The 23,012-nt window shown below is 48.7% G+C and carries 20 protein-coding genes; 17 read left to right on the top strand and 3 right to left on the bottom strand.

Features of this window, described 5'->3' with window-relative positions; translation table 11 throughout:
• Positions 1 to 41 precede the first annotated feature (41 nt).
• The 10 genes from Q4488_RS01805 (at position 42) to Q4488_RS01850 (ending at position 11,919) form a co-directional block, all read left to right on the top strand.
• The gene (locus Q4488_RS01805) at positions 42 to 1,928 is read left to right on the top strand and encodes an AMP-binding protein (protein WP_303578736.1); all 1,887 of its coding nucleotides are present in this window, start codon (positions 42 to 44) and stop codon (positions 1,926 to 1,928) included.
• Between the two features lie 161 nt (positions 1,929 to 2,089).
• A complete protein-coding gene (locus Q4488_RS01810) occupies positions 2,090 to 2,839 on the top strand; it encodes an electron transfer flavoprotein subunit beta/FixA family protein (RefSeq protein ID WP_303578737.1) in 750 nt (249 codons plus the stop codon).
• On the top strand, positions 2,839 to 3,768 hold the full coding sequence (locus Q4488_RS01815; protein WP_303578738.1) for an electron transfer flavoprotein subunit alpha/FixB family protein: 930 nt from the start codon (positions 2,839 to 2,841) through the stop codon (positions 3,766 to 3,768). Before Q4488_RS01810 ends, Q4488_RS01815 begins: the two co-directional genes overlap by 1 nt.
• Before the next feature lie 265 nt (positions 3,769 to 4,033).
• Positions 4,034 to 5,227, top strand: coding sequence for an enoyl-ACP reductase FabV (gene fabV / locus Q4488_RS01820; protein WP_303578739.1), 1,194 nt, complete (start codon positions 4,034 to 4,036; stop codon positions 5,225 to 5,227).
• A gap of 174 nt (positions 5,228 to 5,401) precedes the next feature.
• Positions 5,402 to 7,069 (top strand): methyl-accepting chemotaxis protein, encoded by a 1,668-nt coding sequence (locus tag Q4488_RS01825; RefSeq protein WP_303578740.1) that lies wholly within the window; start codon positions 5,402 to 5,404, stop codon positions 7,067 to 7,069.
• Between the two features lie 439 nt (positions 7,070 to 7,508).
• A complete protein-coding gene (gene mqo / locus Q4488_RS01830; protein WP_303578741.1) occupies positions 7,509 to 9,005 on the top strand; it encodes a malate dehydrogenase (quinone) in 1,497 nt (498 codons plus the stop codon).
• Between the two features lie 160 nt (positions 9,006 to 9,165).
• Positions 9,166 to 9,747 (top strand): rhodanese-like domain-containing protein, encoded by a 582-nt coding sequence (locus tag Q4488_RS01835; RefSeq protein ID WP_303578742.1) that lies wholly within the window; start codon positions 9,166 to 9,168, stop codon positions 9,745 to 9,747.
• A 53-nt stretch (positions 9,748 to 9,800) separates the two neighbouring features.
• Complete coding sequence (locus tag Q4488_RS01840; protein ID WP_303578743.1) at positions 9,801 to 10,241, top strand: DsrE family protein; 441 nt, start codon at positions 9,801 to 9,803, stop codon at positions 10,239 to 10,241.
• A 116-nt stretch (positions 10,242 to 10,357) separates the two neighbouring features.
• A complete protein-coding gene (locus Q4488_RS01845; protein WP_303578744.1) occupies positions 10,358 to 10,921 on the top strand; it encodes an LON peptidase substrate-binding domain-containing protein in 564 nt (187 codons plus the stop codon).
• Complete coding sequence (locus Q4488_RS01850; protein ID WP_303578745.1) at positions 10,921 to 11,919, top strand: class I SAM-dependent rRNA methyltransferase; 999 nt, start codon at positions 10,921 to 10,923, stop codon at positions 11,917 to 11,919. The genes Q4488_RS01845 and Q4488_RS01850 overlap by 1 nt, the downstream gene beginning before the upstream one ends.
• An 87-nt stretch (positions 11,920 to 12,006) precedes the next feature.
• Here the strand turns inward: Q4488_RS01850 and Q4488_RS01855 are convergent, their stop codons facing one another.
• Both Q4488_RS01855 and Q4488_RS01860 read right to left on the bottom strand, forming a co-directional pair.
• Positions 12,007 to 12,324, bottom strand: coding sequence for a DUF3301 domain-containing protein (locus Q4488_RS01855; RefSeq protein ID WP_303578746.1), 318 nt, complete (start codon positions 12,322 to 12,324; stop codon positions 12,007 to 12,009).
• Positions 12,324 to 13,187, bottom strand: coding sequence for a DMT family transporter (locus Q4488_RS01860; protein ID WP_303578747.1), 864 nt, complete (start codon positions 13,185 to 13,187; stop codon positions 12,324 to 12,326). The genes Q4488_RS01855 and Q4488_RS01860 overlap by 1 nt, the downstream gene beginning before the upstream one ends.
• Before the next feature lie 61 nt (positions 13,188 to 13,248).
• Between Q4488_RS01860 and Q4488_RS01865 the strand changes: the two genes are divergently transcribed.
• The 4 genes from Q4488_RS01865 (at position 13,249) to Q4488_RS01880 (ending at position 19,041) form a co-directional block, all read left to right on the top strand.
• Positions 13,249 to 13,959 carry a DUF599 domain-containing protein gene (locus Q4488_RS01865; RefSeq protein WP_303578748.1) on the top strand — a complete coding sequence of 237 codons (711 nt, stop codon included), beginning with the start codon at positions 13,249 to 13,251 and terminating at the stop codon, positions 13,957 to 13,959.
• A gap of 117 nt (positions 13,960 to 14,076) precedes the next feature.
• Positions 14,077 to 15,984, top strand: a complete 1,908-nt coding sequence (htpG, locus tag Q4488_RS01870) for a molecular chaperone HtpG (RefSeq protein WP_303578749.1) — start codon at positions 14,077 to 14,079, stop codon at positions 15,982 to 15,984.
• A 146-nt stretch (positions 15,985 to 16,130) separates the two neighbouring features.
• Positions 16,131 to 17,294, top strand: coding sequence for an alcohol dehydrogenase-like regulatory protein ErcA (ercA, locus tag Q4488_RS01875; protein ID WP_303578750.1), 1,164 nt, complete (start codon positions 16,131 to 16,133; stop codon positions 17,292 to 17,294).
• Positions 17,278 to 19,041, top strand: coding sequence for a NahK/ErcS family hybrid sensor histidine kinase/response regulator (locus Q4488_RS01880; RefSeq protein ID WP_303578751.1), 1,764 nt, complete (start codon positions 17,278 to 17,280; stop codon positions 19,039 to 19,041). Before ercA ends, Q4488_RS01880 begins: the two co-directional genes overlap by 17 nt.
• Before the next feature lie 185 nt (positions 19,042 to 19,226).
• Here the strand turns inward: Q4488_RS01880 and Q4488_RS01885 are convergent, their stop codons facing one another.
• Positions 19,227 to 20,552, bottom strand: a complete 1,326-nt coding sequence (locus tag Q4488_RS01885; RefSeq protein WP_303578752.1) for a hypothetical protein — start codon at positions 20,550 to 20,552, stop codon at positions 19,227 to 19,229.
• A 154-nt stretch (positions 20,553 to 20,706) separates the two neighbouring features.
• Between Q4488_RS01885 and hpaH the strand changes: the two genes are divergently transcribed.
• From hpaH to Q4488_RS01900, 3 genes are read left to right on the top strand one after another with little or no spacing between them, the layout of a single operon-like run.
• The gene (hpaH, locus tag Q4488_RS01890) at positions 20,707 to 21,510 is read left to right on the top strand and encodes a 2-oxo-hept-4-ene-1,7-dioate hydratase (protein ID WP_303578753.1); all 804 of its coding nucleotides are present in this window, start codon (positions 20,707 to 20,709) and stop codon (positions 21,508 to 21,510) included.
• A 13-nt stretch (positions 21,511 to 21,523) separates the two neighbouring features.
• Positions 21,524 to 22,342 carry a 4-hydroxy-2-oxoheptanedioate aldolase gene (gene hpaI / locus Q4488_RS01895; RefSeq protein WP_303578754.1) on the top strand — a complete coding sequence of 273 codons (819 nt, stop codon included), beginning with the start codon at positions 21,524 to 21,526 and terminating at the stop codon, positions 22,340 to 22,342.
• Between the two features lie 16 nt (positions 22,343 to 22,358).
• Entirely contained in the window at positions 22,359 to 23,000 is a 642-nt protein-coding gene (locus Q4488_RS01900) for a fumarylacetoacetate hydrolase family protein (RefSeq protein WP_303578755.1), read from the top strand.
• The last annotated feature ends 12 nt before the right edge of the window (positions 23,001 to 23,012 follow it).

Genomic DNA, 23,012 nt, shown 5'->3' on the forward strand with positions numbered 1-23,012 from the left:
GCCGGCAGACTCCCTCTATAAAAACAACACCGGAGTCGGTAATGGGATATAACGAAGAATATCTGGCCGCGCAACAGAATCCAGAAGCCTACTGGGCTGAACAAGCAAAGCGTATTCAATGGTTTAAAGCGCCGGAAACGATTCTGAGCAAAACCGAAAATGGCACCTTTAGTTGGTATGCCGATGGCGAAATGAATAGCTGCTATCTCGCACTGGATCAACACCTCGAAACGCGAGGTGATCAGGTTGCCCTGTATTACGATTCACCCGCCAGCAACAGTAAACAACAGATTACCTATAAACAGTTGCATGCCAAAGTGGCTCGCTTCGCGGGCGGCTTAAAACGGCTGGGCGTTGGCAAAGGGGATACGGTGGTTATCTATATGCCAATGATTCCCGAGGCGGCGGTGGCCATGTTGGCATGTGCCCGCTTAGGCGCGATTCATTCGGTTGTTTTTGGGGGCTTCGCGCCTAACGAGATGGCGATTCGTATCGATGATGCTCAGCCGAAGGTGATTTTGACCGCTTCCTGCGGCATCGAATTTGATAAGACCATTGCTTATAAGCCGCTGGTCGATAAAGCGATTGATCTAGCAACCCATAAGCCAGAGCATACGATTGTCTGTCAACGGCCGATGCTACTCGCCGAGATGAATTCGGCGCGAGATCTGGATTGGTATGACTGTCAGCATGGCGTAGAGCCTGCCGATTGTGTGCCCGTAAAAGGCAGTGATCCGCTGTACATTCTTTATACCTCAGGCACCACGGGGGCACCCAAGGGTATTGTGCGTGATAACGGCGGCCATGCGGTTGCGTTGAATTACGCGCTGCATAATGTCTATGGCATGAATCCCGGTGATGTGTGGTGGGGTGCATCCGATATTGGTTGGGTGGTGGGCCACTCCTTTATTGTCTATGGCCCGCTAATGGGCGGTTGCAGTGCGATCTTCTTTGAAGGTAAACCGATTAAAACCCCCGATGCGGGTACCTTCTGGCGTGTGATCGATGAATATAAGGTTAACTCGATGTTCTGCGCGCCCACCGCGTTTAGGGCGATTCGTAAAGAAGATCCTGAAGGATCGTTGGCCCAGAAGTATGATCTATCCAGCCTGAACTGGGTGTTCGTTGCCGGTGAAAAACTCGATTCGTCCACCTACCAATGGCTCGATACCTTGTTGCAAGTACCGGTGATCGATCACTGGTGGCAAACAGAAACGGGTTGGCCGATGACCTCGCCGATGATGGGGTGGGAGAATCCCTCAGAGGCGCGTTTAGGGTCCACCAATAAAGCAATTCCTGGTTATGATATCCGCGTGGTCGATGGTGAAGGACAGCCGGTTGAAGCCAATGAAACCGGGAATATTGTCGTTACGCTGCCAATGCCGCCGGGTGTGGCTTGGGATATCTGGAATCAACCGCAGCGGTTTACCGATTCCTACCTCACTGCTTTCCCCGGCTATTATCACACCGGTGATGGTGGCTTTATCGATGATGATGGCTATGTCTACATTACTGGGCGTACCGATGATGTGATCAATGTCTCGGGCCATCGTCTGTCAACGGGGGAGATGGAAGAGGTAGTGTCTTCCCATCCTGCCGTCGCCGAATGTGCGGTGATCGGCGCTAACGATGCACTCAAAGGGCAAGTACCGGTAGGACTGATTGTGCTAAAAGCGGGCGAAGAGGTCGATGAATCCCAGCTAGAGGCTGAACTGGTGCAGCTAGTGCGTGATCAGGTTGGCGCATTGGCTTGTTTCCGTCGAGCCATCATCGTGCAGCGCTTACCGAAGACTCGCTCCGGTAAAATTTTACGGGCTATCTTACGTAAAATTGCCGCCAACGATGAGTATAAAATGCCATCGACAATCGATGATGAAAGCATTCTGGGTGAGATAGCAGACCTGATGGATCAGGCAGGCATGCGTTAAAGCCCTGAGCTTCGCTTGATAAGCCTCTCCCCCGATAGGGTGGTTGTGTCATCGGGCTTGAAAGATAGAATGAGGAGTAACTTAAGCTTCTGTTTTTATTAGAAATATGAGTTAAGCGTGATCCATTTTAGATATAAATATAAGTAAAAGGCGAAAGACAGATGAAAGTGCTAGTAACTGTCAAACGGGTTATCGATTACAACGTTAAAGTGCGCGTGAAATCTGATAACAGTGATGTTGATCTGAATAATGTAAAGATGGCGATGAATCCCTTCTGTGAAATTGCCGTAGAAGAGGCCGTGCGTTTGAAAGAAGCCGGCGTTGCGTCTGAAATCGTGGTGGTTTCTTTAGGCCCGCAAGCGGCACAAGAGCAGATTCGGACGGCCTTAGCCTTGGGAGCCGATCGGGGAGTCTTGATTCAATCCGATGATAATCTTGAATCCTTAACGGTGGCCAAGTTACTGACCAAAGTGGTTGAAGAAGAGCAGCCTGGGCTGGTTATTTTGGGTAAGCAGGCAATTGATTCTGATAATAATCAGACTGGTCAGATGTTGGCAGCATTGACGGGTATGCCTCAAGGCACCTTTGCCTCAGAGGTTAAAGTGGCGGACGATAAGCTTCAGGTGACGCGTGAAGTCGATGGTGGCTTGCAAACAGTAGAACTGCAGATGCCGGCTATTGTGACGACCGACCTGCGCCTCAATGAACCGCGCTATGCATCATTGCCGAATATCATGAAGGCGAAGCGTAAACCGCTAGAGACTAAAACGCCAGAGGCGTTGGGTGTTGAGGTGAAAGCTCATACACAGCTATTAAAAGTCGCTCCGCCAGCTGAACGTCAAGCGGGTATTAAGGTGACCTCGGTTGATGAGTTAGTGGATAAATTGAAGCATGAAGCGAAGGTGATCTGATGGCTATTTTGATTATTGCAGAACACGATAACCAATCTTTAAAAGGCGCAACGTTAAATGCGGTGACGGCGGCGTCGCAAATTTCCGCAGATATCCATGTGTTAGTTGCCGGAGGACAATGTCAGGCGGTTGCCGATGCTGCCGTCAAAGTGACAGGCGTTAGCAAAGTTTTACTGGCCGATAATCCAGCTTATGAACATCAATTGGCTGAAAATATGAGCTTATTGGTGGCAGAACTCGGCGCGAATTACTCACATGTAATTGCGCCTGCGACAACGGCCGGTAAAAACCTCCTACCACGGGTCGCCGCGTTGTTGGATGTGGTTCAGTTATCTGATGTCATCGCGGTTGAGAGTGAGGATACCTTTGCACGACCCATTTATGCGGGTAACGCCATTGCAACGGTTAAATCCCTCGATGCGATTAAAGTAATGACTATACGCACAACCGGCTTTGATGCCGCGGCGGCTGAAGGTGGCAGCGCGGAGATTGAAACTATTGGAGCGCTTCATGATGCGGGTATTTCACGCTTTATTGGTGCAACCATGGCTAAAAGTGATCGTCCAGAACTTACTGCGGCAGAGGTGATTGTGTCCGGTGGTCGAGGTATGGGTAATGGTGAAAACTTTGCCTTGCTGGATTCGTTGGCGGATAAGCTGGGAGCGGCTGTCGGTGCATCCCGAGCTGCCGTTGATGCCGGTTTTGTACCGAATGATATGCAGGTTGGTCAGACTGGTAAAATTGTCGCTCCGGATCTGTATATCGCCGTGGGTATCTCCGGCGCGATTCAGCATTTAGCGGGGATGAAAGACTCTAAAGTGATTGTTGCTATCAACAAGGACGAAGAAGCGCCCATTTTCTCTGTGGCCGATTATGGCTGGGTGGCGGATCTGTTTGAGGCGGTGCCCGCACTCGATGCAAAGCTTTAAGCGTTAAGTTAACCTCAGGAACAAGGCGGATGTGATCTTTTTCAGGGAGTCATCGCCGCTTATAACCGCCTAAAAGCTCGCTTTATTCAGTTAAAGTGGGCTTTTTTTATGTGCTATACGTCTGCTTTACCTGTATTGTCGGGTTAAAATCAGTTATCTTTATCGGCTGTTTCAGCTGCCGATTCAAACAGCGATTTAAAATCATCTCGGTACGGATAGCTTAACCACATCCGACAGAGAGAATGACAAGTAAAGTGGATCCATAATGATTATCAAACCGAAGATTCGTGGCTTTATCTGTACCACAACTCACCCCGTTGGATGTGAACGTAATATTCAGGAACAAATCGATTATACTCAGGCGCAGGGGGCAATAGAAAATGGCCCTAAACGTGTTTTGGTAATAGGTTCTTCCAGTGGTTACGGTATGTCGTCACGTATCTCTGCTGCATTTGGATGTGGTGCCGCGACAATTGGCGTGTTTTTTGAAAAACCTGCGACGGAAAGAAAGACCGGCACGGCGGGTTGGTATAACGCGGCGGCATTTGATAAAAAAGCGCATGAAGCCGGTTTGTATGCTAAAAGCTTAAACGGCGATGCTTTTTCGAATGAAGCGAAGCAAAAAACAATCGATTTGATTAAAGCCGATTTGGGTCAAATAGATCTAGTGGTTTATTCATTGGCTTCGCCCGTGCGTAAACTGCCGGATACCGGCGAAGTGGTGCGTTCATGTTTGAAGCCCATTGGCGAAAGTTATCGTTCGACGGCAATCGATACTAATAAAGATACTATTATCGAAGCCGAAGTCGAGCCAGCAACCGAACAAGAGATTGCCGATACTGTTACCGTGATGGGCGGTCAGGATTGGGAGTTGTGGATCAATATGCTGGATGAGGCTGGGGTGCTGGCCGATGGTTGCAAGTCAGTTGCCTATAGCTATATTGGTACCGAGATTACCTGGCCAATCTATTGGGATGGTGCGCTGGGACAGGCAAAAAAAGATGTCGATCGTGCGGCGGCAGAGTTAAACACTAAATTAGCCGCAACGGCTGGTAGCGCCAATGTGGCGGTTTTGAAATCCGTGGTGACGCAGGCGAGTTCTGCTATTCCGGTAATGCCACTGTATCTCTCGATGGTGTTCAAAATCATGCGGGCTGAGGGCGTTCATGAAGGTTGCATGGAGCAGGTGTTCCGTTTATTCAGCACCGGTATTGCGGGTCAAACGGGTCAGGTCGATGACAAAAACCGCTTGCGCATGGATGACTGGGAGCTGCGCGATGATATTCAACAGAAATGTAGCGAACTCTGGCCGCAGGTAACCAGCGATAACCTCTTTGAGTTGACCGATTATCAACTTTATAAGGATGAGTTTTTGAAACTGTTTGGCTTCGGTTTGGCGGATATCGATTATGATGCCGATGTGAGCCCATTAGTCGAGTTTGATGTGATTGACATTTGATGCATTACGTCAGTATGAAAGCGGCTTATGCCGCTTTTTTTATGTCAGTTTGATCTATCTGTTTTGTCGCTTCGTGGCCTGCTTTATAGGGCCTCGAAATGGTGAGTCTATGATTGAAAACTGTGCCGATTGTGTATGTAATATGCCTAACCACTTATAAAAGAGACTCGTTAAATGGCTTTATCAATCAGTAAGCGTCTTACCATCATGAGTACTGTTCCTGTTGTTGTATTGGCGCTCGTTTTGTTTGTGCTCACGTTCATTGAAAGTGATCATTTAAGACAGGAGCAGCTTAAGCTTACCGAAGCTAAGTTTATGGACATCAAGCGTGAAGAGCTTAAGTATATGGATCAGATCGCCTATGGCGCTATTAAGCATCTTTATGAAACCGGCGGCTCGCTCGCAGAAGCCTTGCCTATCCTGAAGAATCTTCAATATGGCGATAATGGCTATTTCTTTGGCTATACCGGCAAGGGAGAGCGGGTATTTACAGGCAATAGTGATAAGGGTATAGGCAAGAGTTATTGGGATTTGCAAGATTCAAACGGTGTTTATATCGTGCGTGAACTGCTTAAAGTGGCTAAGCAGGGCGGCGGTGTTGTCAATTACCATTATCCGAAGTTGAATCAACAAATACCGGAAGCAAAGCTGTCTTATGCGCTTTACCTTGATCGTTGGGATTTGATGCTCGGTTCTGGGTTTTATCTCGATGATGTGCATTCGGTACACGCTGAGATGGATCAGGCTTCTAGCGCTAGTCTAAACGATCTAATGACCTATTTCGGAATCGCGAGCCTGGTGCTATTGCTGTTGGTTGTTATCTTTAGTTCGCTGGTTAAACGTTCCATTATGTTGCCGTTACAGAGTATCTCCGTGTCGATGAAAGAGTTGGTCTCAGGTGAAGCGGATCTGAGTGCTCGATTACATGTTGATGGCAATCATGAATTAGCCGAACTAGCGCATAACTTTAATCACTTTGTTGAAACGCTAGAAAAAATGATTAGTGATGTTATCAGCCTGTCTAACAGTGTGACTCAACGCGCGAGTTTTATCAGCGATAGAATCCATGCGGTCAGTGAACAGCAAGAAAAGCTGCAGATACAGATAGAACACTCGGCATCGGCAATGTCTGAGATGTCGGCAACGGCTGCCGATATTGCGCATAACACCGCTGAAACAGCGACCTCAACCAACGAATCCCGTGACAATGTGGGACGTGCGGGGGAAAGTGTTACCGAGTTGACGACATCGGTCAAAGTGTTGGCCGAAGATGTCTCTGGCTCGAATAAAGCGATTTCGACTTTAGAGCATAATGTGCAGGATATTATTTCGGTGGTCAGTGTGATTCAGGAAATTGCCGAGCAGACTAATCTATTGGCCTTGAATGCGGCTATCGAAGCGGCTCGTGCCGGCGAGCAGGGGCGTGGATTTGCCGTAGTGGCCGATGAAGTGCGTACCTTGGCAACCCGCACGCAAACGAGCACCTTGCAAGTACATGAAAGTATTGAGCAGCTGAAAAAGGCCTCGGGCGAGGCGGTGAGAAGTATGCAACATAGTTTTCAGCAAACCGATCTGGCAGTGCAGCAGTCAGAGCAAGGCATGTCAGAGCTGAATAAAGTGGTTGAACATATGAATCAGATTCAGGATATGTCGGTGGTGATTGCCACGGCGGCAGAAGAGCAGAGTCAGGTATGTGAAAATCTGAATCAAACGGTAACTGAGATCGCCGGTTACTCGGAGAATTCTTCGACGATGGCCAATGAAAATAAAATAGCGGTCAAGCAGCTTGCTGAGGATGCCGACAAGCTGCAAGCATTGGTGGCGCGCTTTAAATTATCTTGATGGTGTGTGACTTGGGTATAAAGAGGCCGTTGGCCTTTTTATAGCCCCTATGTTGATGGCGATGCTGCGCCTGTGAGGCTGCGTTATCGGGTGTTTCGCAAGCCAACGCATATCAATCTGTTTTACAATCCTCCTTACGTTCATACGCTTACTACTTTAGGATGACAATAAGCCTAAGGGATGATGACATTTTACCGCGATGCACAAGATTTTTTCGTTGGAATGGGTATAATCAGCGGCACAGCATAAGTCTGAGATATTGTTGAATTGCTTTTTCGAGCGAGCATTAAGTGTATCTACTCAGACTACCAGGGATTGTTTCAGTTATATCAAGCGGTTATATCACTAGTTCTATTGTTGTATGCGCTTGTTCGGCCAAAAGCTTCCTTTCTGAAAGGGTCTCTGCATCCATATTTCTATATAAAGTGGTGAAGTTTGTATGACCTCAAAATCTGTTGATGTACTGCTGGTTGGTGCAGGTGCAATGAGCACTACATTGGGGGTTCTGCTAAAACAGTTGGATCCCTCCCTAACAATCACCATGGTCGAACGTCTTGATCATGTGGCTGAAGAAAGTACCGATGCGATGAATAACGCGGGTACGGGTCACGCGGCCTATTGTGAACTCAATTATACCTCTCAGAATGATGATGGCAGTATCAATACCGACAAGGCTTTTGATATTAACGCCGCATTTGAACAAAGTTTGCAGTTTTGGTCTTATCTCGTCGAGCAACAGCATCTGCCTGAACCGCACAACTTTATCAATAATGTGCCGCATCAAAGCGTTGTGATGGGGGCCGAAAATGTCGCTTTTCTGCGTAAACGCTATGAAACGTTGAGTGCGACAGCGCAATTTGCAGAGATGGAGTTTTCCGAAGACCCTGATGTGTTGCGTCAGTGGATGCCACTGATTATGCAGAATCGCCAATCCGATGAGCCGATTGCGGCGACTCGGGTAGCGCATGGTTCTGATGTGAACTTCGGTTCACTGGCCCGCAATATGGTTAGCTATCTGCAGCAGCAAGAGGGTTTCGATCTGTTGCTGAGTCACTCGGTTGAAGGCATGTCGCAATATAGTGATGGCGATTGGCGAGTTGAGGTTAAGAACGGTCATACGGGCAAGACTGAAAGTATTCGTACTAAGTTCTTGTTTTTTGGTGCGGGTGGTGGCGCATTGCCACTGTTACAGATGTCGGGTATTCCAGAAGGCGACGGTTACGGCGGCTTTCCTGTGAGTGGTCAATGGTTGGTGTGTAAGAAACCTGAGATTGTTGAACAACACCTATCTAAGGTTTATGGTCAAGCACCCATTGGGGCACCACCGATGTCGGTGCCGCATTTAGATACCCGTGTTATTGATGGTAAGCGTGCACTGTTATTTGGGCCGTTTGCCGGCTTCACCACGAAGTTTTTGAAAAAAGGCTCTGCGCTGGATATGCCGTTGAGTATGCGACTCAACAACCTTAAACCGATTATGCAGGTCGGTATTAAGAATATGGATCTGACGCGTTACCTGATCAGCGAGGTGATGCAGTCTCACGCCGACCGAGTCGATTCATTGCGGCGCTTTTTCCCCGATGCCAAGGATGAAGATTGGGAACTGTCTTACGCGGGGCAGCGAGTACAGATCATTAAGAAAAATGAAAAGGGGCAGGGTAAGCTGGAATTTGGCACGGAGGTTATCTCCTCTGAAGACAAGCGTCTGGCAGCGTTGCTGGGTGCTTCTCCAGGGGCTTCAACGGCAACCCCAACCATGATTGATGTGATTGAACGCTGTTTTCCCGAACGTATGGCGACGCCTGAGTGGCAGGCGAAGATGAAACAGATGGTACCGTCTTATGGTCAATCGTTGACCGATAATGGTGAGTTACTACGTAATATCCGACAGCGCACCTTATCCACGTTGAAGCTTTCTCAAGACTATCGAGCGTGATCGCAGTATGAGCGATTGATTCGCCTCAGTATAGAAACCACTCTTCGGAGTGGTTTTTTTTTGCTTTTTTATGGGTATTAATCTATTTAAGTCTTTTATTTATTAGCATTCTCTAATATAGTGTTTTCATCAAATGAGGAAACACTTCTGGAGAATGGAAATGAGAAAAACACTGATTGCAGCCAGCCTATTGAGTTGCTTGATGGTGACACCATCATTTGCCGCCGAAAAGCCTGTTAAAGCCTCAGCGCAAACCCAACTCGATCTCTATGCGACGGCCACTGAAGCATGGGATATTTTAAATCAAGATAGCCGCGCTATTTTGATCGATGTGCGTGATCCTATTGAGATTAAGTTTACCGGTTTTGCGACGCCAACACGTATTCATGTACCTTGGATGGTGGCTGATACGCAGCGCTGGAATGATAAGCAAGGCTGGGCGATGGTGAAGAACACAAACTTTGTTCAGCAGGTAACGGATAAGCTGACGCAGCTCAACGCGACCACCGATACACCGATCATTATGATGTGTCGTTCAGGTTCAACACGCAGTGCGCCGGCGGTGGATGTCCTCGCTGAGCAAGGCTATACCAACGTCTGGACCGTGGTCGATGGGTTTGAGGGGGGCAAGTTGAAAGAGGGTGATTCTAAAGGTGTACGGGCACTTAACGGCTGGCGTAACTCGGGACTACCTTGGAGCTATAAGGTGGATCGTGCGGTTGCATGGCATCCGGCTAAGTAACGGCTTTACCTGAATATTCCCTACAACGATTTTTTACTATTGGAAGAAACCTAATGAAAAAAGTAATGACAGCGATGGCGATGACCACCGCACTGAGTGCTCCTGTTGTCGCGAATACTGCTGCGGCAACTGAGCTGGTTGATAAAGTTGTTATTACCCTAACCAGTGCGGAACAGCAAACCCGTGGTATGGCGATGGTGCTGGGCAATGCGATGCAGGCTAAAGGTGCGCAGGTGAGTGTACTTTTGTGTGATAGTGCTGGTGATATGGCGCTCAAAGAGCAGCAAAGTGCAGCGTTGAAGCCTAACGATGTGACGCCCGAGGAACTGATGAAAAAGCTCATGTTAGGTGGTGCGAAAGTAGAGGTGTGTGCCCTGTATCTGCCTAATAAAGGCGTCGCGGGTGATGCGTTGATTGACGGCGTAGGTATGGCGAAACCACCGGCGATGGCGGAGGCTCTAATGGATAGCGATGCGCGCGTGTTTAATTTCTAAGCGCAGGCTTGTGATACCAAAACGCATCGACGCTGTATAGCCGATGCGTTTTTTTATATATCAGGACAATTATTCTGAACTATCACCGATAGCGGTTAACGCTCTATAATGAGTGGATGAAAACGTTACCGTTATTTCCTCTACCTGTTGTGCTGTTTCCGGGTGCCTTACTGCCGTTGCAAATCTTCGAGTTGCGTTACCGGCGCTTAGTTAAAGAAAGTCTCGCCGATCATGCCGCTTTTGTTGTCGTGCAGTCGCGAGAGGCTGTCCATGGAGATCATCATTTTTATCCGTTAGGCACCACCGCCACCATTATTGATTGGCAACCGTTGCCGAATCAGATGATCGCTATTGAGGTGCAAGGACAGCAGCGAGTTAGCGTCACAGATATTACTCAAGATAGCGATGGCCTGTTGCACGGCCATAGTGAGCCGTTAGTCGATTCTTCGACGATGAGCGATGCGCAGTGGGCCCGTTATCTCGCGATTTGCACACATCTTCAGCAGCATTCTCTGTTATCATTCGACGCTTCTCAGATTCGTGTTGCGACAGCTGAAGCCTTTAGTTTTCAGTTGGCATCGTTGTTACCTTTTTCAAGCGTCAGTAAACAGCGCTTATTGGCAATAGACAGCCCGCTAGAGAGACTCGAATTGATTGATACTCTGCTTAAGGAATTTTGATGCTTGATTTGATTCAAACGGCGTTACGCCATCGAGGCCCATTACTGCAAGCTCTAGAGGCTGAAAACAGTGATTGTTATCGGCTGTTTCATGGGGTTAATGAGGGCTTCCCCGGTCTGACTGTCGATCGTTATGGGCCTCAGTTATTGATTCAGACATTTCATGAATCAATTACCGATGAGCAAGTGAGCGCGATTCAACAACAGGTAGAGGCATCGCTGGGCTGTACCCTTGAGTGTGTCTATAACGATCGAAGTTCGGCTAACTCTCGTCGCCGTGATGACTTTAAAGTGGATCACTGGCAAGGGGTTGCTCATGAGTTGGGCATTCGCTATCGAGTGAAGGCTAAGCATGAGGGGCAAGATCCGCTCTTGTTTCTCGATATGCGCGCCGGACGACGCTGGATACAGCAGCATGCCGCCGGTAAATCGGTATTAAATCTGTTTTCCTACACCTGTGGTGTCGGCGTCGTGGCTGCTGCAGCAGGCGCGAAACGAGTATTGAATGTCGATTTCTCGACCCGTTCGTTGGATATCGGTCGCCAGAATGCGCAACTCAACGCGCTAGATGCAGCACAGATTAGTTTTTTTCAGAGTGATTTTTTTACCGCCGCTAAGCAACTCGCCGGTTTACCGATTAAGCAGCGAGTCGGTCGGGGACGTAAGCCTAAACCCTTTCCTCGTATCGATGCAGAGCAGTTCGATCTGGTTTTTTTAGATCCGCCGCGTTGGGCTAAAAGTGCCTTTGGCACGGTGGATCTCATCCGTGATTACCCGAGTGTATTGAAGCCCGCATTGCTGGCCACTCGTCCGGGTGGGCAGTTAGTGTGTGCTAATAATGTTGCCAGTGTTGGCTATGATGAATGGCTTGATATCTTACACCGTTGTGCGCTTAAAGCCGGGCGACCGATTAATCAAGTGACGCGGCTTGAGCCTGAAGCGGATTTTCCTTCCCCAGATGGCCAATTTCCATTAAAGCTGGTGGTGTTACAGCTCTGATCATGGTTTCAATCATCTTCGCGGGTAAGTAAACAGTGCCGCTCTCGCACCGTGTCGTTCTCGAACGCTAATCTCGAGTTTGTTGCGTTAAATGCGATGCGCTTCTAGGGTGATGCCGGTCACCAGTAAGCCGAGTAGTACGATACGTCCTTTAGCGCGGTCATCGCCGGTGGCGGTGAAATCAAATAGATAGGATCGCCAGATCCTTATCTTGCCCTGTTGATCTCGCTTCAGCCAGAGGCCTCGCAGGTAGACGCTTTGATCTAAGAGCTGTAGATCGAGTTCTTTACAATGCGATGAGGCGGCCTTCAGTGCTACCTCTTTGACTTTAAGCGATTGCCACCAGTGCAGTAGTAATAACACCATTAGGGTAAGCCAAAATAGATCAGATAGGTCTAGATACATCAGTTTTTCTCCCGTCCCAGCCATACAGAGCCTATGCCGCCGCAGATCACTAATGCCGCGCCGATCAAGGACATTATATCCGGTAGCTGTTGCCAAAAAAGCCAGCCGAGCAAGCCCGCAAACAGTACCCCAAAATAACTAATCGGGGCAATGATGGTTGCTTTCGCATAACTATAGGCTTTGGTGTATAGCCACATGGTACACCAGATAGACACACTAATGGCCAGCAATGATGGCAGATTGGTAAGTGCGATGGGTTGCCAATCGACTAAGGCAAGAGGCAACGAAAAGAGAGCTGAGAGAGCGAAATAATAGAATAAAATGCGGTTGGTTGGTTCTGACATCGTTAATACGCGAGTGGTGACAATGGATATCGAGAGTAAGACCGCCGAAGCAATCCCAGCAAGATGCCATGGATTAAATGGGGTTGCTTCGGGTTTGAGTACCAAGGCAATACCGATAAAACCGATAATAACGGGTAACCAGTTGATGGGAGGTAGGCGATATTTTAACCAGACCCAAACCAGTAAAGGCACGATTAAGGGCGCGGCGTTACGTAACAAAGCCGCTTCGCCGAGGGGGATTTCGTTGAGCGCTAAATAGTAGCTATAAAAACCCAGCCAACCGGATAATCCTCTGATCAGGTGTAATCCCGGTTTATCTGTTTTAATGGCGCTGAGCCCGTGACGGCTTAGCCATGGCAGCATGACGCAAGTGCAGCAGATAAATTGTGCCAGCACGATCTGTTCAATAGAAATCTGTTCTGCCGTGTATTTTGTGAGTGCCGCTGCTAGGCTCATAATCAGTGTGGTCGCCAGAGCGAAAGCAGCGCCTAGGAGAAGCTTGGAATATTGGCTGAGCAAGGTTGTCTATCCTGTTGTTTTATTTACAATGACACTCTGCTTTTAATTGACGGGAATACCTATGGAACAGTTGCTTAACTTTCTTCATACCAACTGGCTGAATCTGTTAGCGCTGAGCTGGTTTCTGCTCTGTTTTAAAGGTTATAACTCCTATTCACGCCGCAGAGCGAAGAGTTGTTATTGTCTTGCCAGTGTCATGCATAGCTATCGTTTGGAATGGATGACGCGCATGTTACGACGAGAAGTCCGTATTGCTGATACGGCAGCGGTCGCCAATCTGGAGCGTAGCGTATCATTTTTTGCTTCTTCGACCATGCTTATTTTAGCGGGCTTAATGACGGTGCTCGGTTCTACGGATAAAGCGATCGATGTGGTGGGGGATATTCCGTTTGTCAGTCATGCCACTAAATCCGAGTGGGAATTGAAGCTGCTAGTATTGATTGGTTTATTTGTGTATGCGTTTCTGAAGTTTACCTGGAGCCTGCGTCAGTATGGCTTTACCTCCGTGATGATCGGTGGGGCACCGCAACCCGCTGATGCCTCAGAGAGTGAAGTGAAAGCCTATGCATCGCGGTTAGCGATTATGAGTTCAATGGCGGCGAATAACTTTAATTTGGGTCTGCGGACCTATTATTTTAGTTTGTCGGTGTTGGCCTGGTTTATCAATCCGTGGCTGTTCATGTTGATGGCGACTGGTGTGGTGGTGATTCTTTATCGACGCGAATTTAATTCCAGCACATTGCATCAATTGGTGATCAGCCGAATGGAGTAATTTGTACGGCATTTCTCTATCGTCCCCTTGAAAAGCAAGGGGCTGTCCCCATCTTTAGGTTCAACGGTAAACGTTTTAACAGTAAATCTTTGTCACAATAAGATTGGGAATTGATAGATGAGCACAGAAACTCAGCAGGAAACACTTGGCTTTCAAACTGAAGTGAAGCAATTGCTTCACCTGATGATTCATTCTTTGTATTCAAACAAAGAGATCTTTCTTCGTGAGTTGATCTCGAATGCTTCGGATGCCGCCGACAAACTGCGCTTTGAAGCATTATCAAATAATGATCTTTACGAAGGTGATGGCGATCTGCGTATCCGCGTTGAATTCGATAAAGAGGCTAACACCGTTACTATCGATGATAACGGTTTGGGTATGAACCGTCAGGATGTGATTGAGCACCTCGGTACGATTGCTAAATCGGGCACGTCTCAGTTTTTGTCTGAACTGAGCGGCGATCAAAAGAAAGATTCTCAACTGATCGGTCAGTTTGGGGTTGGTTTTTACTCTGCTTTCATCGTTGCTAAAGAGGTGGAAGTGATTACCCGTAAAGCGGGTGAGTCAACCTCTAACGGTGTGCATTGGGTATCTCAGGGTGAAGGTGAATTCACCGTTGCGGCGGTTGAAAAAGCACAGCGCGGTACCACCATTATTCTGCACCTGAAAGATGATGAAACTGAATTTGCCGATGGTTTCCGCCTGCGTAACTTGGTCCGTAAATATTCTGATCATATTTCACTGCCGGTGATTATGCAGAAAGAGCCTGAGCCGGTTGAAGAGGGTGAAGAGCCTGCTGCGCTGGAAGATGAAACGGTTAACTCGGCGACGGCATTGTGGACCCGTTCGAAAAGCGATATCAGCGATGATGAGTTTAAAGAATTCTATAAACACATCTCCCATGATTTCCAAGAGCCGATGAAGTGGAGCCACAACCGCGTCGAAGGTAAATTGGATTACACCAGCTTGCTGTATGTGCCAGCCCATGCGCCTTATGATTTGTGGAATCGTGATACGCCTCGTGGTTTGAAGTTGTACGTTCAGCGCGTGTTTATTATGGATCAAGCCGATCAGTTCTTGCCAATGTATCTGCGCTTCATTAAAGGTGTTGTCGATACCAGCGATCTATCACTCAACGTTTCGCGTGAGATTCTGCAGAAAGATCCCGTGGTTGAAAAACTGAAAACTCAGTTAACTAAACGTTCACTCGATATGCTGGGTAAGCTAGCTAAAAATGATCCTGAACAGTATGCCAAATTCTGGACTGAATTCGGCGAAGTGCTGAAAGAGGGTCCTGCTGAAGATCAAGCTAACCGTGAAACCGTCCTCAAACTGTTACGTTTTGCCTCGACTCACAATGACTCTTCAGAACAGAGTGTCTCGCTAGACGATTATGTTGCCCGTATGCAGGAAGGTCAGGAGAAGATCTACTACGCAGTGGCCGAAAACTACAATACGGCTAAGCATAGTCCGCACCTTGAGATCTTCCGTAAGAAGGGTATCGAAGTGTTGTTGATGTCAGACCGCGTCGATGAGTGGCTGATGAGTCAGTTGTTCGATTTCGACGGTAAGTCATTCCAGGATGTCAGCAAAGGTGAACTGGATCTGGGTGAAACTGAGAACGAAGACGAGAAGAAAGCTCAGGAAGAGACGGCTAAAGAACTCGAAGGTTTGACCGAGCGTCTGAAAACTAGCCTTGAACAACAGGTGAGTGAAGTGCGTATTACGCATCGTCTGACCGACTCTCCTGCCTGTGTTGTGCTCGGCGCTTATGATATGGGCTTGCAGATGCGTAAGATCATGGAAGCGGCGGGACAGGCTGTACCTGAAAGCAAGCCAATCTTTGAGATCAACCCAGAGCACCCATTGATCAGCAAGCTGGATAACGAAGCCGATGAAGATCGTTTCGGTGAGTTAGCGTTGGTGGTGTTTGAGCAAGCGCAACTAGCCGCCGGCGGTCAGTTGGATGATCCTGCGGCGTACGTTAACCGTCTGAATAAGCTATTGCTTAATCTGATCAGTTAATTTGCTATTTTCTTTATAACTAAAGGCGACCATGGGTCGCCTTTTTTATGCCTGAAACACTGCTATAATCATGCCTCTACGCGTGAGCGATCATGCGCACAATAACAATAAAATAAGTGACTTGTTCACTTTGATCAGGATCCAAAATGAGTAATGATATTGCCAACCTGCGTAAATTTGTGGCCCCTGAAATTGTCTTTGGCGTTGGCGCTAGAAAAACAGTTGCTAACTTCGCCCGCTCATTTGGTGCGCGCAAGATATTACTGGTGTCGGACCCCGGCGTGGTGGCGGCCGGTTGGATTGATGAGGTGGTGCAAGATCTGCGCATGGGCGGCTTTGAATATGAGTTGTTTACCGCCGTTTCGCCTAACCCGCGTGCTGAAGAGGTGATGAAAGGCGCTGAGCTTTATCGTCAGCAGGGCTGTAACTTGATTGTGGCCGTCGGCGGCGGTAGTCCGATGGATTGCGCTAAAGGTATTGGTATCGTTGCCACACATAATCGCCATATTCTCGAATTTGAAGGCGTGGATACCATTGAGGTGGCGATTCCACCCTTGATATTTATTCCTACCACGGCCGGTACATCGGCTGATGTCTCGCAGTTTGCTATCATCTCTGATCAGCAGGAAAAGATGAAAATTTCTATTGTCAGTAAAGCGGTGGTGCCCGATGTCTCGCTCATCGACCCGGAAACGACCTTGACGATGGATGCCTTTTTAACCGCGTGTACCGGTATCGATGCGCTGGTACATGCGATTGAAGCCTTTGTATCGACAGGCTCGGGCCCGCTGACGGATATGCATGCGCTTGATGCCATTAAGCTGGTGAATGATAATTTAGTGGCATTGGTGAAAGATCCGACGGATCTTAAATTACGCGAACAAGTGATGCTCGGTAGCATGAAGGCGGGGTTGGCTTTTTCAAATGCGATTCTCGGTGCGGTACACGCGATGTCGCATAGTCTCGGCGGTTTTCTTGATCTGCCACATGGGATGTGTAACGCCATGTTATTGGAACACGTGATCGGTTTTAACTTTAAATCGTCAGAAGATAAATTTCGTGTTGTGGCTGAAACGATGGGCATCGATACGCGAGGCATGAGTAATCAGATGGTGCATAAGCGGCTGCAGGATCGAGTGATTCAATTAAAACACGATGTCGGGCTGGTGGAAGGGCTAGCCTCGAGCGGCGTTAATCTTAGCGATATACCTACCTTGTCTGCTAAAGCGATTCGAGATCCCTGCATTCTGACAAATCCGCGTAAATCTAATAAGCGGGATGTCGAGGTCGTGTATGAAGAAGCGCTCTGAGGTTCATTATTCTCCCAGTGATCGTCTGACTGTCGAGCGCCTGATGGGACTCGGTGGGCAGTCCGCTCGCAAGAGTCATTATCCGGAGTTAGTCGCTAAGATTGAAGAGCTGGAAGCTGAGCGCAACCGTTATAAGTTGATCTTCGATCATGCACAGCACGGTATCTTTCAAGCGCGGCTTGATAATGGCCTCATTACCGCAAATCCTGCGTTGGCGAGAATCTGTGGCTATACCGATCCGCAGCAACTGTGTCGTCGGGTTGATGCCTTTGCCACCGATCTATTATTCGATGCCGATGAATATTCGCCGTTATTAGCCAAGCTACAACTGTGCGGTAAATTGTTTGGTTATGAGACCCGATTTAAGCGTCAAGATGGCAGTGCTGTGGCGGTCTCGTTGAATGTATTGTTAAAACAAGATGATCGAGGGGATCTGCTAGAAGTTTTTGTTGCAGATATTACCGAGCGTCGAAAAGCGCAGAATAACTTAAAGCGCTTGAATGAAGAGTTAGAGCAGCGAGTGGCGGATCGCACCCGAGAGCTGGTTTCTTTGAATCAGCAACTGGTGAGTGAAAACGCCGAGCGTAAAGCGATAGAGCAAGCGCTGAAAGTTGCGCGAGATGCAGCGGAGCAGGCCAATAAGAGTAAGGATAAATACTTGGCGGCCGCCAGTCATGATTTGTTACAGCCGTTGAATGCCGCGCGGTTACTGGTTTCGACGCTGCAAGAGCGAGAATTACAGCAGGATAATAATCATCTCGTTGAACGGATACATATGGCGTTGGAAGGCGCTGAAGAGCTGCTCAGTGATCTATTGGATATCTCCCGTTTAGATCAAAATGCGGTACAGCCCGACCTGATCAGTATTCCCGTCAACTACTTATTTCGTATGCTGCAAGTGGAGTTTCAACCGGTGGCTGAACAGCGACAGGTGCTGTTTCGCGTCTGTGGCAATGGCCTGAATGTACAGAGTGACACGCGTTTGTTGATGCGAGTGTTGCGTAACTTTCTTAGTAATGCGTTTCGTTATACTCCGCGAGGGCGGGTACTACTCGGAGCTCGCCGTCGTGCTGATCGGCTCGAAATTCAAGTATGGGATACCGGCCCCGGTATTCCCGAAAATCGGTTGGATGATATCTTTAGAGAGTTCCAGCAGATCGATCATCAGTATCAGACCGGCCGTAAAGGCGTGGGCTTGGGGCTGGCGATTGTCGAGCGCATCGCCGGGATGTTAGATCATCCGGTAGGGGTGCGTTCCCAGTTGGGGAGGGGCACGATGTTCAGTGTCTCGGTGCCCCTAAGTGGTGAGGTGATCGAGCCGATCCTGCAGCCGCAGCAATTACCTCAGCATGACCTGAGTGGGCGCACGATTCTGGTGATCGATAACGAGAAAGACATTCTTGTGAGCATGAAGGCGTTGCTAGAGCAATGGAATTGTCAGGTTTACGTGGCGATTGATGCTATCGAGGCTATAGATTATTCTCTGAGTGAAGGGGTGATACCCGAACTGATTCTGGCTGATTTTCATTTGGACCATAATACCACCGGCGTTGCGGCCGTCGCGCAGGTGCGTGAATATGTGGGAATGGCCATTCCAGCAGCGATTATTACTGCTGATCGTTCACCCGAGGGACGTAAATTGTTTCGCGCTCATGGTTTGCCGGTGCTCAACAAACCAGTCAAAGCCGGTAAGCTAAGGGCTTTAGTAAGTCACTTGTTGCAACCTGGATGTAGGGTCGGTGAGTAATCAGCAGGCACAAGGCTATGCCGCTTTAGCTGCACTCAAAGCTGAGTTGAGCGAAGAGCTAGTTGGCTTTGGGTTAGTAACCAATCGGTGATATTTGATCAGTCAGCCATTGGGCCAGAGCCTCGGAAGGGCTTTGTCACACACAATTTTAATGGCCATGGTTGCACGGCGGCTTCTGCTGAGTACTATTGAACCCCCAAGGCTTGCATCAGAAAGATCATGCCGCAGCCCGCTGTTAGCATCACCAGATTGTAAGGCAATTGATGGCGGATAATCTCACCATCTGTGACGTTAAAGCGAGACTTCATAATAAAGTTAAGACCACTGAAGGTGCTGCCGGACATCGCTAATGAAGTGCCGAGCACATAGGCGACCGCCATTAGATTGGGGGTGACGGTAATATCCGCCAGCAAGCCGGCAAAAATAGCCACTAGCGCCAATTGATGAATGCCTAGATAGGCTAAGCCGACAATCATTAGCAGCACTAAAGAGGCGACACTCGCATCTGTTTGCGTAAACGGTAAGCTAATCAAACCTACTCCGATGCAGGCTTTAACCCCCGCGGCTAGCACCCCCGCACTCATAAAGAGGCTGATTTCTGCACGGCTCTCTGATAATTTTTCGCTCACATGTAGCGAGACCCTCCGGCTGGTGGAACGGACATTAGACATTACAGTCATCAACGCAATCGGCACGATAATCGACAGTAGCGATACTAGAAAGACCATCGGCAGTTGCGGCATCTGCCAACTGAGTAACAAAATCAACGTGATTAATACTATCGGAAGTGCCAATGTTTCGGCCTTCAGAGGGTATCCGGAAAAACGTTGTAATGCGGTGGCGGTCCTAACGCGCGCTTCGATGATACTCAAGCTTAAACCGATCACCGCTAGGGTAATGGCAAAGGGATACACTTGCGTTAAGTCAACGCCGGGTACCTGTTCTAGCACGAGTGGTAAAAGGCTTAGAAAAGGTGACCAGAGCACTGCCATACCGAACCCTCGGCTGAGCACCCATTGAGACAGCTGATCGATTCCCTGTTTCTGCTTAAGCTGATCCCCAACAATAATTACCGAGGAGAAGTTGGCTACTGAGGAGAAAAAGTGCATTCCCAGTAATGTCGTGATAAAGCTTCGTAGACCGGGCTTGCTTACTTCACTGCCTACCTGACTGGCCATGCCGATGAAGCTGATGGACGTTAATAGCATAGCCAGTTTGAGGTGTTCACCAAACAGTGCTTGAGTCGATAGAGCAGCCCCCTGACTCCATGCGAGCACTGCGGCCGCGATGCCAATACTTAATAAGATAAGAATCTGTTTTCGTTGTTTCGGCTTCAGGCGTGGCATCTCGATTGTTATATAAAGCCAGCACAGGAGTGTTGCGAGGCCGGCCAGCCCCACTGGGAACGCAATAGTGAGTAGTGTCAGTAGGCACATTGTGAGCACGATACAGCCGGAAATTTTGGCACCGGGCCAGCTTTTGCTTAACGTGTGAGAAAGTGAATTAGACATCATTGTGACCCTATGAGCAAAAAAAACTGGAAATTACTTAATATATTAATTATATTATTGGCATAGGGTAATCGCTACCTTTGAATAGGTAAATGGGCAAGCAGGTGTTTTGCTACGAAGATTGCACAAGACAATGCGAAGGTGAAAATCAGATATGCTAACAGAACAACAGATACAACTAGCGGCGGAAAAGCTTTATCAGGCAGAGAAGGACTGTACACAGATTCCTGCGTTGACGCTTGAACACCCCGAGATGACCATGGATGACGCGTATGCCATTCAGAAGACTTGGGTTGATCAGAAGATCGCCAACGGTGCCAAAGTTAAAGGCTATAAAATCGGGCTGACATCACGTGCCATGCAGATGGCTGTGAATATCAATCAGCCGGATTACGGCGTGTTATTGGATGATATGTTCTTCGCCGATGGTGCCGAGATTAAAGCGTCTGATTTCCCTGATCCACGTATCGAAGTCGAACTGGCGTTCGTCCTGAAAGATCGCTTGGAAGGGGATGATATCACCATCTTTGATGTCTTGAATGCCACGGACTATGTTATTCCATCGTTAGAACTGATTGCGGCTCGTTGTCATCGTACTGACCCTGAAACCGGTTATACCCGTAAGGTGTACGACACGATCGCCGATAATGCGGCGAATGCCGGTATTGTGCTGGGTGGTCGGCCGATTAAACCGATGGATATCGATCTACGTTGGGCGGGTGCGCTGCTCTATCTGAACGGTCAGATTGAAGAGACCGGTCTTGCGGCGGGCGTCTTGGGTCATCCGGCTAACGGAATCTGCTGGGTGTGTAAACGTTTTGCCCCTCACGGTGTGGCGCTGGAACCCGGTCAAGTGATTCTGGCAGGCTCCTTTACCCGTCCGGTTGCGGTAAAAGCGGGTGACACTATTCATGCAGATTACGGTCCACTGGGTGGTATCTCTGTGAAATTCGTATAAATAAGAGGACGTTATGGAACTTCCTGTTAATAAATTTAAGCAAGGCCTCAAAGGTGATAAGCCGATGTGGGGTTTGTGGCTCGGTCTACCCGATGTCAGTTGTGCAGAGATTGTCGCCGGTGCGGGGTTTGATTGGTTGCTGATCGATAGCGAACATGCACCGTTTGAACTGAGTTCAACGATGCATCATCTGCAGGCGATTGCGCCCTATGGTGTGCCAGCGATTGTTCGTCCTGAAGAGGGTCGCACGGCGCTGCTAAAACGGATTCTCGATATCGGCGCACAAACGGTCTTAGTGCCGATGTGTGATACCGCTGAACAGGCTCGTGAACTGGTTAAAGCGGTTAAATACCCACCGCAAGGTATCCGTGGCCTCGGTAGCTCATTAGCCCGTGCGGCTAACTGGAATCGAATTCCAGGCTATCTGCAGAAAGCCAACGATGAAATCTGTCTTGTGGTACAGGCCGAAACGGTCACCGCGATGGAAAACCTAGCAGAAATCGCGGCAGTTGATGGTGTTGACGCGGTCTTTATTGGCCCCTCTGATCTATCCGCATCAATGGGGCATATCGGCAACCCGGATCATCCTGAGGTGGTGGCGGCGATCGAGCAGGGTTTTGAGGTTATCAATGCGGCGGGCAAAGCTGCTGGGTTGCTCTGTATCAATCAGGCTAAAGCGCAGCACTATGTTGCCAAAGGTGCCAAGTTTGTCGGTATCGGTGTCGATACCCTGCTGCTGAGTAATGCAGCTAAACAGTTAGCTGAAAGTTTTAAAGCCGGTGACTCAACGTCTCAAGGGCAGGCTGAGTCTTCTCAGTCCAGCGGATATTAATTTTAGGTAGAGAGTTATGAGTAATAATCCAATCGTTAAAGGTAAGTTGGTGTGTGTTGCGCTGAATGATTCAGAGCAGTTCAATGCCATGCAAGCAGAGTTCGCAGAAGCGCCGTATAAAGGCGCGCCAACACAGCCGGTTCTGTATTTTAAACCGCATAATACTTGGAGCACCGATGGTTCCGTGGTTGAGTGGGCTGACGGTGCTGAGAGCATGGTCGTCGGTGCCTCACTGGCGGTGGTTGTTGGTAAAGAGTGCTGCCGTGTTAGCGAAACAGAAGCACTGGACTATGTTGAAGGCTATACCCTAGTCCATGATTTTTCACTGGTTGAGCAAAACTATTACCGTCCCGATATCAAAGGTAAGTGCTTGGACACTTCTGCGCCGATTGGGGCTGAGGTCGTTGCCGTTGCAGACCCTCAAGCATTGACCGTGGTGACATCGGTGAATGGCACGGTGGTTAATGAAACCCCGGTTGCACAGTTGGTACGCGGCGTGGCTGAACTGATCAGCACTATCTCTTATATCATGACGTTACAAGCCGGTGATGTGATTGCTGTCGGCTTCCCTGGGCAACGTGCTCCGGTAGCGAAAGGTGACAAGGTGAACTCGGTGATTGCCGGTGTCACAGAACTGAACAACACACTTGGCGAATAAGGGGATCATTCG

This window comes from Amphritea sp. 1_MG-2023 (assembly GCF_030547545.1).
Taxonomy (GTDB): Bacteria; Pseudomonadota; Gammaproteobacteria; order Pseudomonadales; family Balneatricaceae; genus Amphritea.

Coding starts and splice junctions, on each gene's coding strand:
- Q4488_RS01805 (WP_303578736.1), top strand. CDS start 42: ATGGGATATAACGAAGAATATCTGGCCGCGCAACAGAATCCAGAAGCC.
- Q4488_RS01810 (WP_303578737.1), top strand. CDS start 2,090: ATGAAAGTGCTAGTAACTGTCAAACGGGTTATCGATTACAACGTTAAA.
- Q4488_RS01815 (WP_303578738.1), top strand. CDS start 2,839: ATGGCTATTTTGATTATTGCAGAACACGATAACCAATCTTTAAAAGGC.
- fabV (WP_303578739.1), top strand. CDS start 4,034: ATGATTATCAAACCGAAGATTCGTGGCTTTATCTGTACCACAACTCAC.
- Q4488_RS01825 (WP_303578740.1), top strand. CDS start 5,402: ATGGCTTTATCAATCAGTAAGCGTCTTACCATCATGAGTACTGTTCCT.
- mqo (WP_303578741.1), top strand. CDS start 7,509: ATGACCTCAAAATCTGTTGATGTACTGCTGGTTGGTGCAGGTGCAATG.
- Q4488_RS01835 (WP_303578742.1), top strand. CDS start 9,166: ATGAGAAAAACACTGATTGCAGCCAGCCTATTGAGTTGCTTGATGGTG.
- Q4488_RS01840 (WP_303578743.1), top strand. CDS start 9,801: ATGAAAAAAGTAATGACAGCGATGGCGATGACCACCGCACTGAGTGCT.
- Q4488_RS01845 (WP_303578744.1), top strand. CDS start 10,358: ATGAAAACGTTACCGTTATTTCCTCTACCTGTTGTGCTGTTTCCGGGT.
- Q4488_RS01850 (WP_303578745.1), top strand. CDS start 10,921: ATGCTTGATTTGATTCAAACGGCGTTACGCCATCGAGGCCCATTACTG.
- Q4488_RS01855 (WP_303578746.1), bottom strand. CDS start 12,324: ATGTATCTAGACCTATCTGATCTATTTTGGCTTACCCTAATGGTGTTA.
- Q4488_RS01865 (WP_303578748.1), top strand. CDS start 13,249: ATGGAACAGTTGCTTAACTTTCTTCATACCAACTGGCTGAATCTGTTA.
- htpG (WP_303578749.1), top strand. CDS start 14,077: ATGAGCACAGAAACTCAGCAGGAAACACTTGGCTTTCAAACTGAAGTG.
- ercA (WP_303578750.1), top strand. CDS start 16,131: ATGAGTAATGATATTGCCAACCTGCGTAAATTTGTGGCCCCTGAAATT.
- Q4488_RS01880 (WP_303578751.1), top strand. CDS start 17,278: ATGAAGAAGCGCTCTGAGGTTCATTATTCTCCCAGTGATCGTCTGACT.
- Q4488_RS01885 (WP_303578752.1), bottom strand. CDS start 20,552: ATGTCTAATTCACTTTCTCACACGTTAAGCAAAAGCTGGCCCGGTGCC.
- hpaH (WP_303578753.1), top strand. CDS start 20,707: ATGCTAACAGAACAACAGATACAACTAGCGGCGGAAAAGCTTTATCAG.
- hpaI (WP_303578754.1), top strand. CDS start 21,524: ATGGAACTTCCTGTTAATAAATTTAAGCAAGGCCTCAAAGGTGATAAG.
- Q4488_RS01900 (WP_303578755.1), top strand. CDS start 22,359: ATGAGTAATAATCCAATCGTTAAAGGTAAGTTGGTGTGTGTTGCGCTG.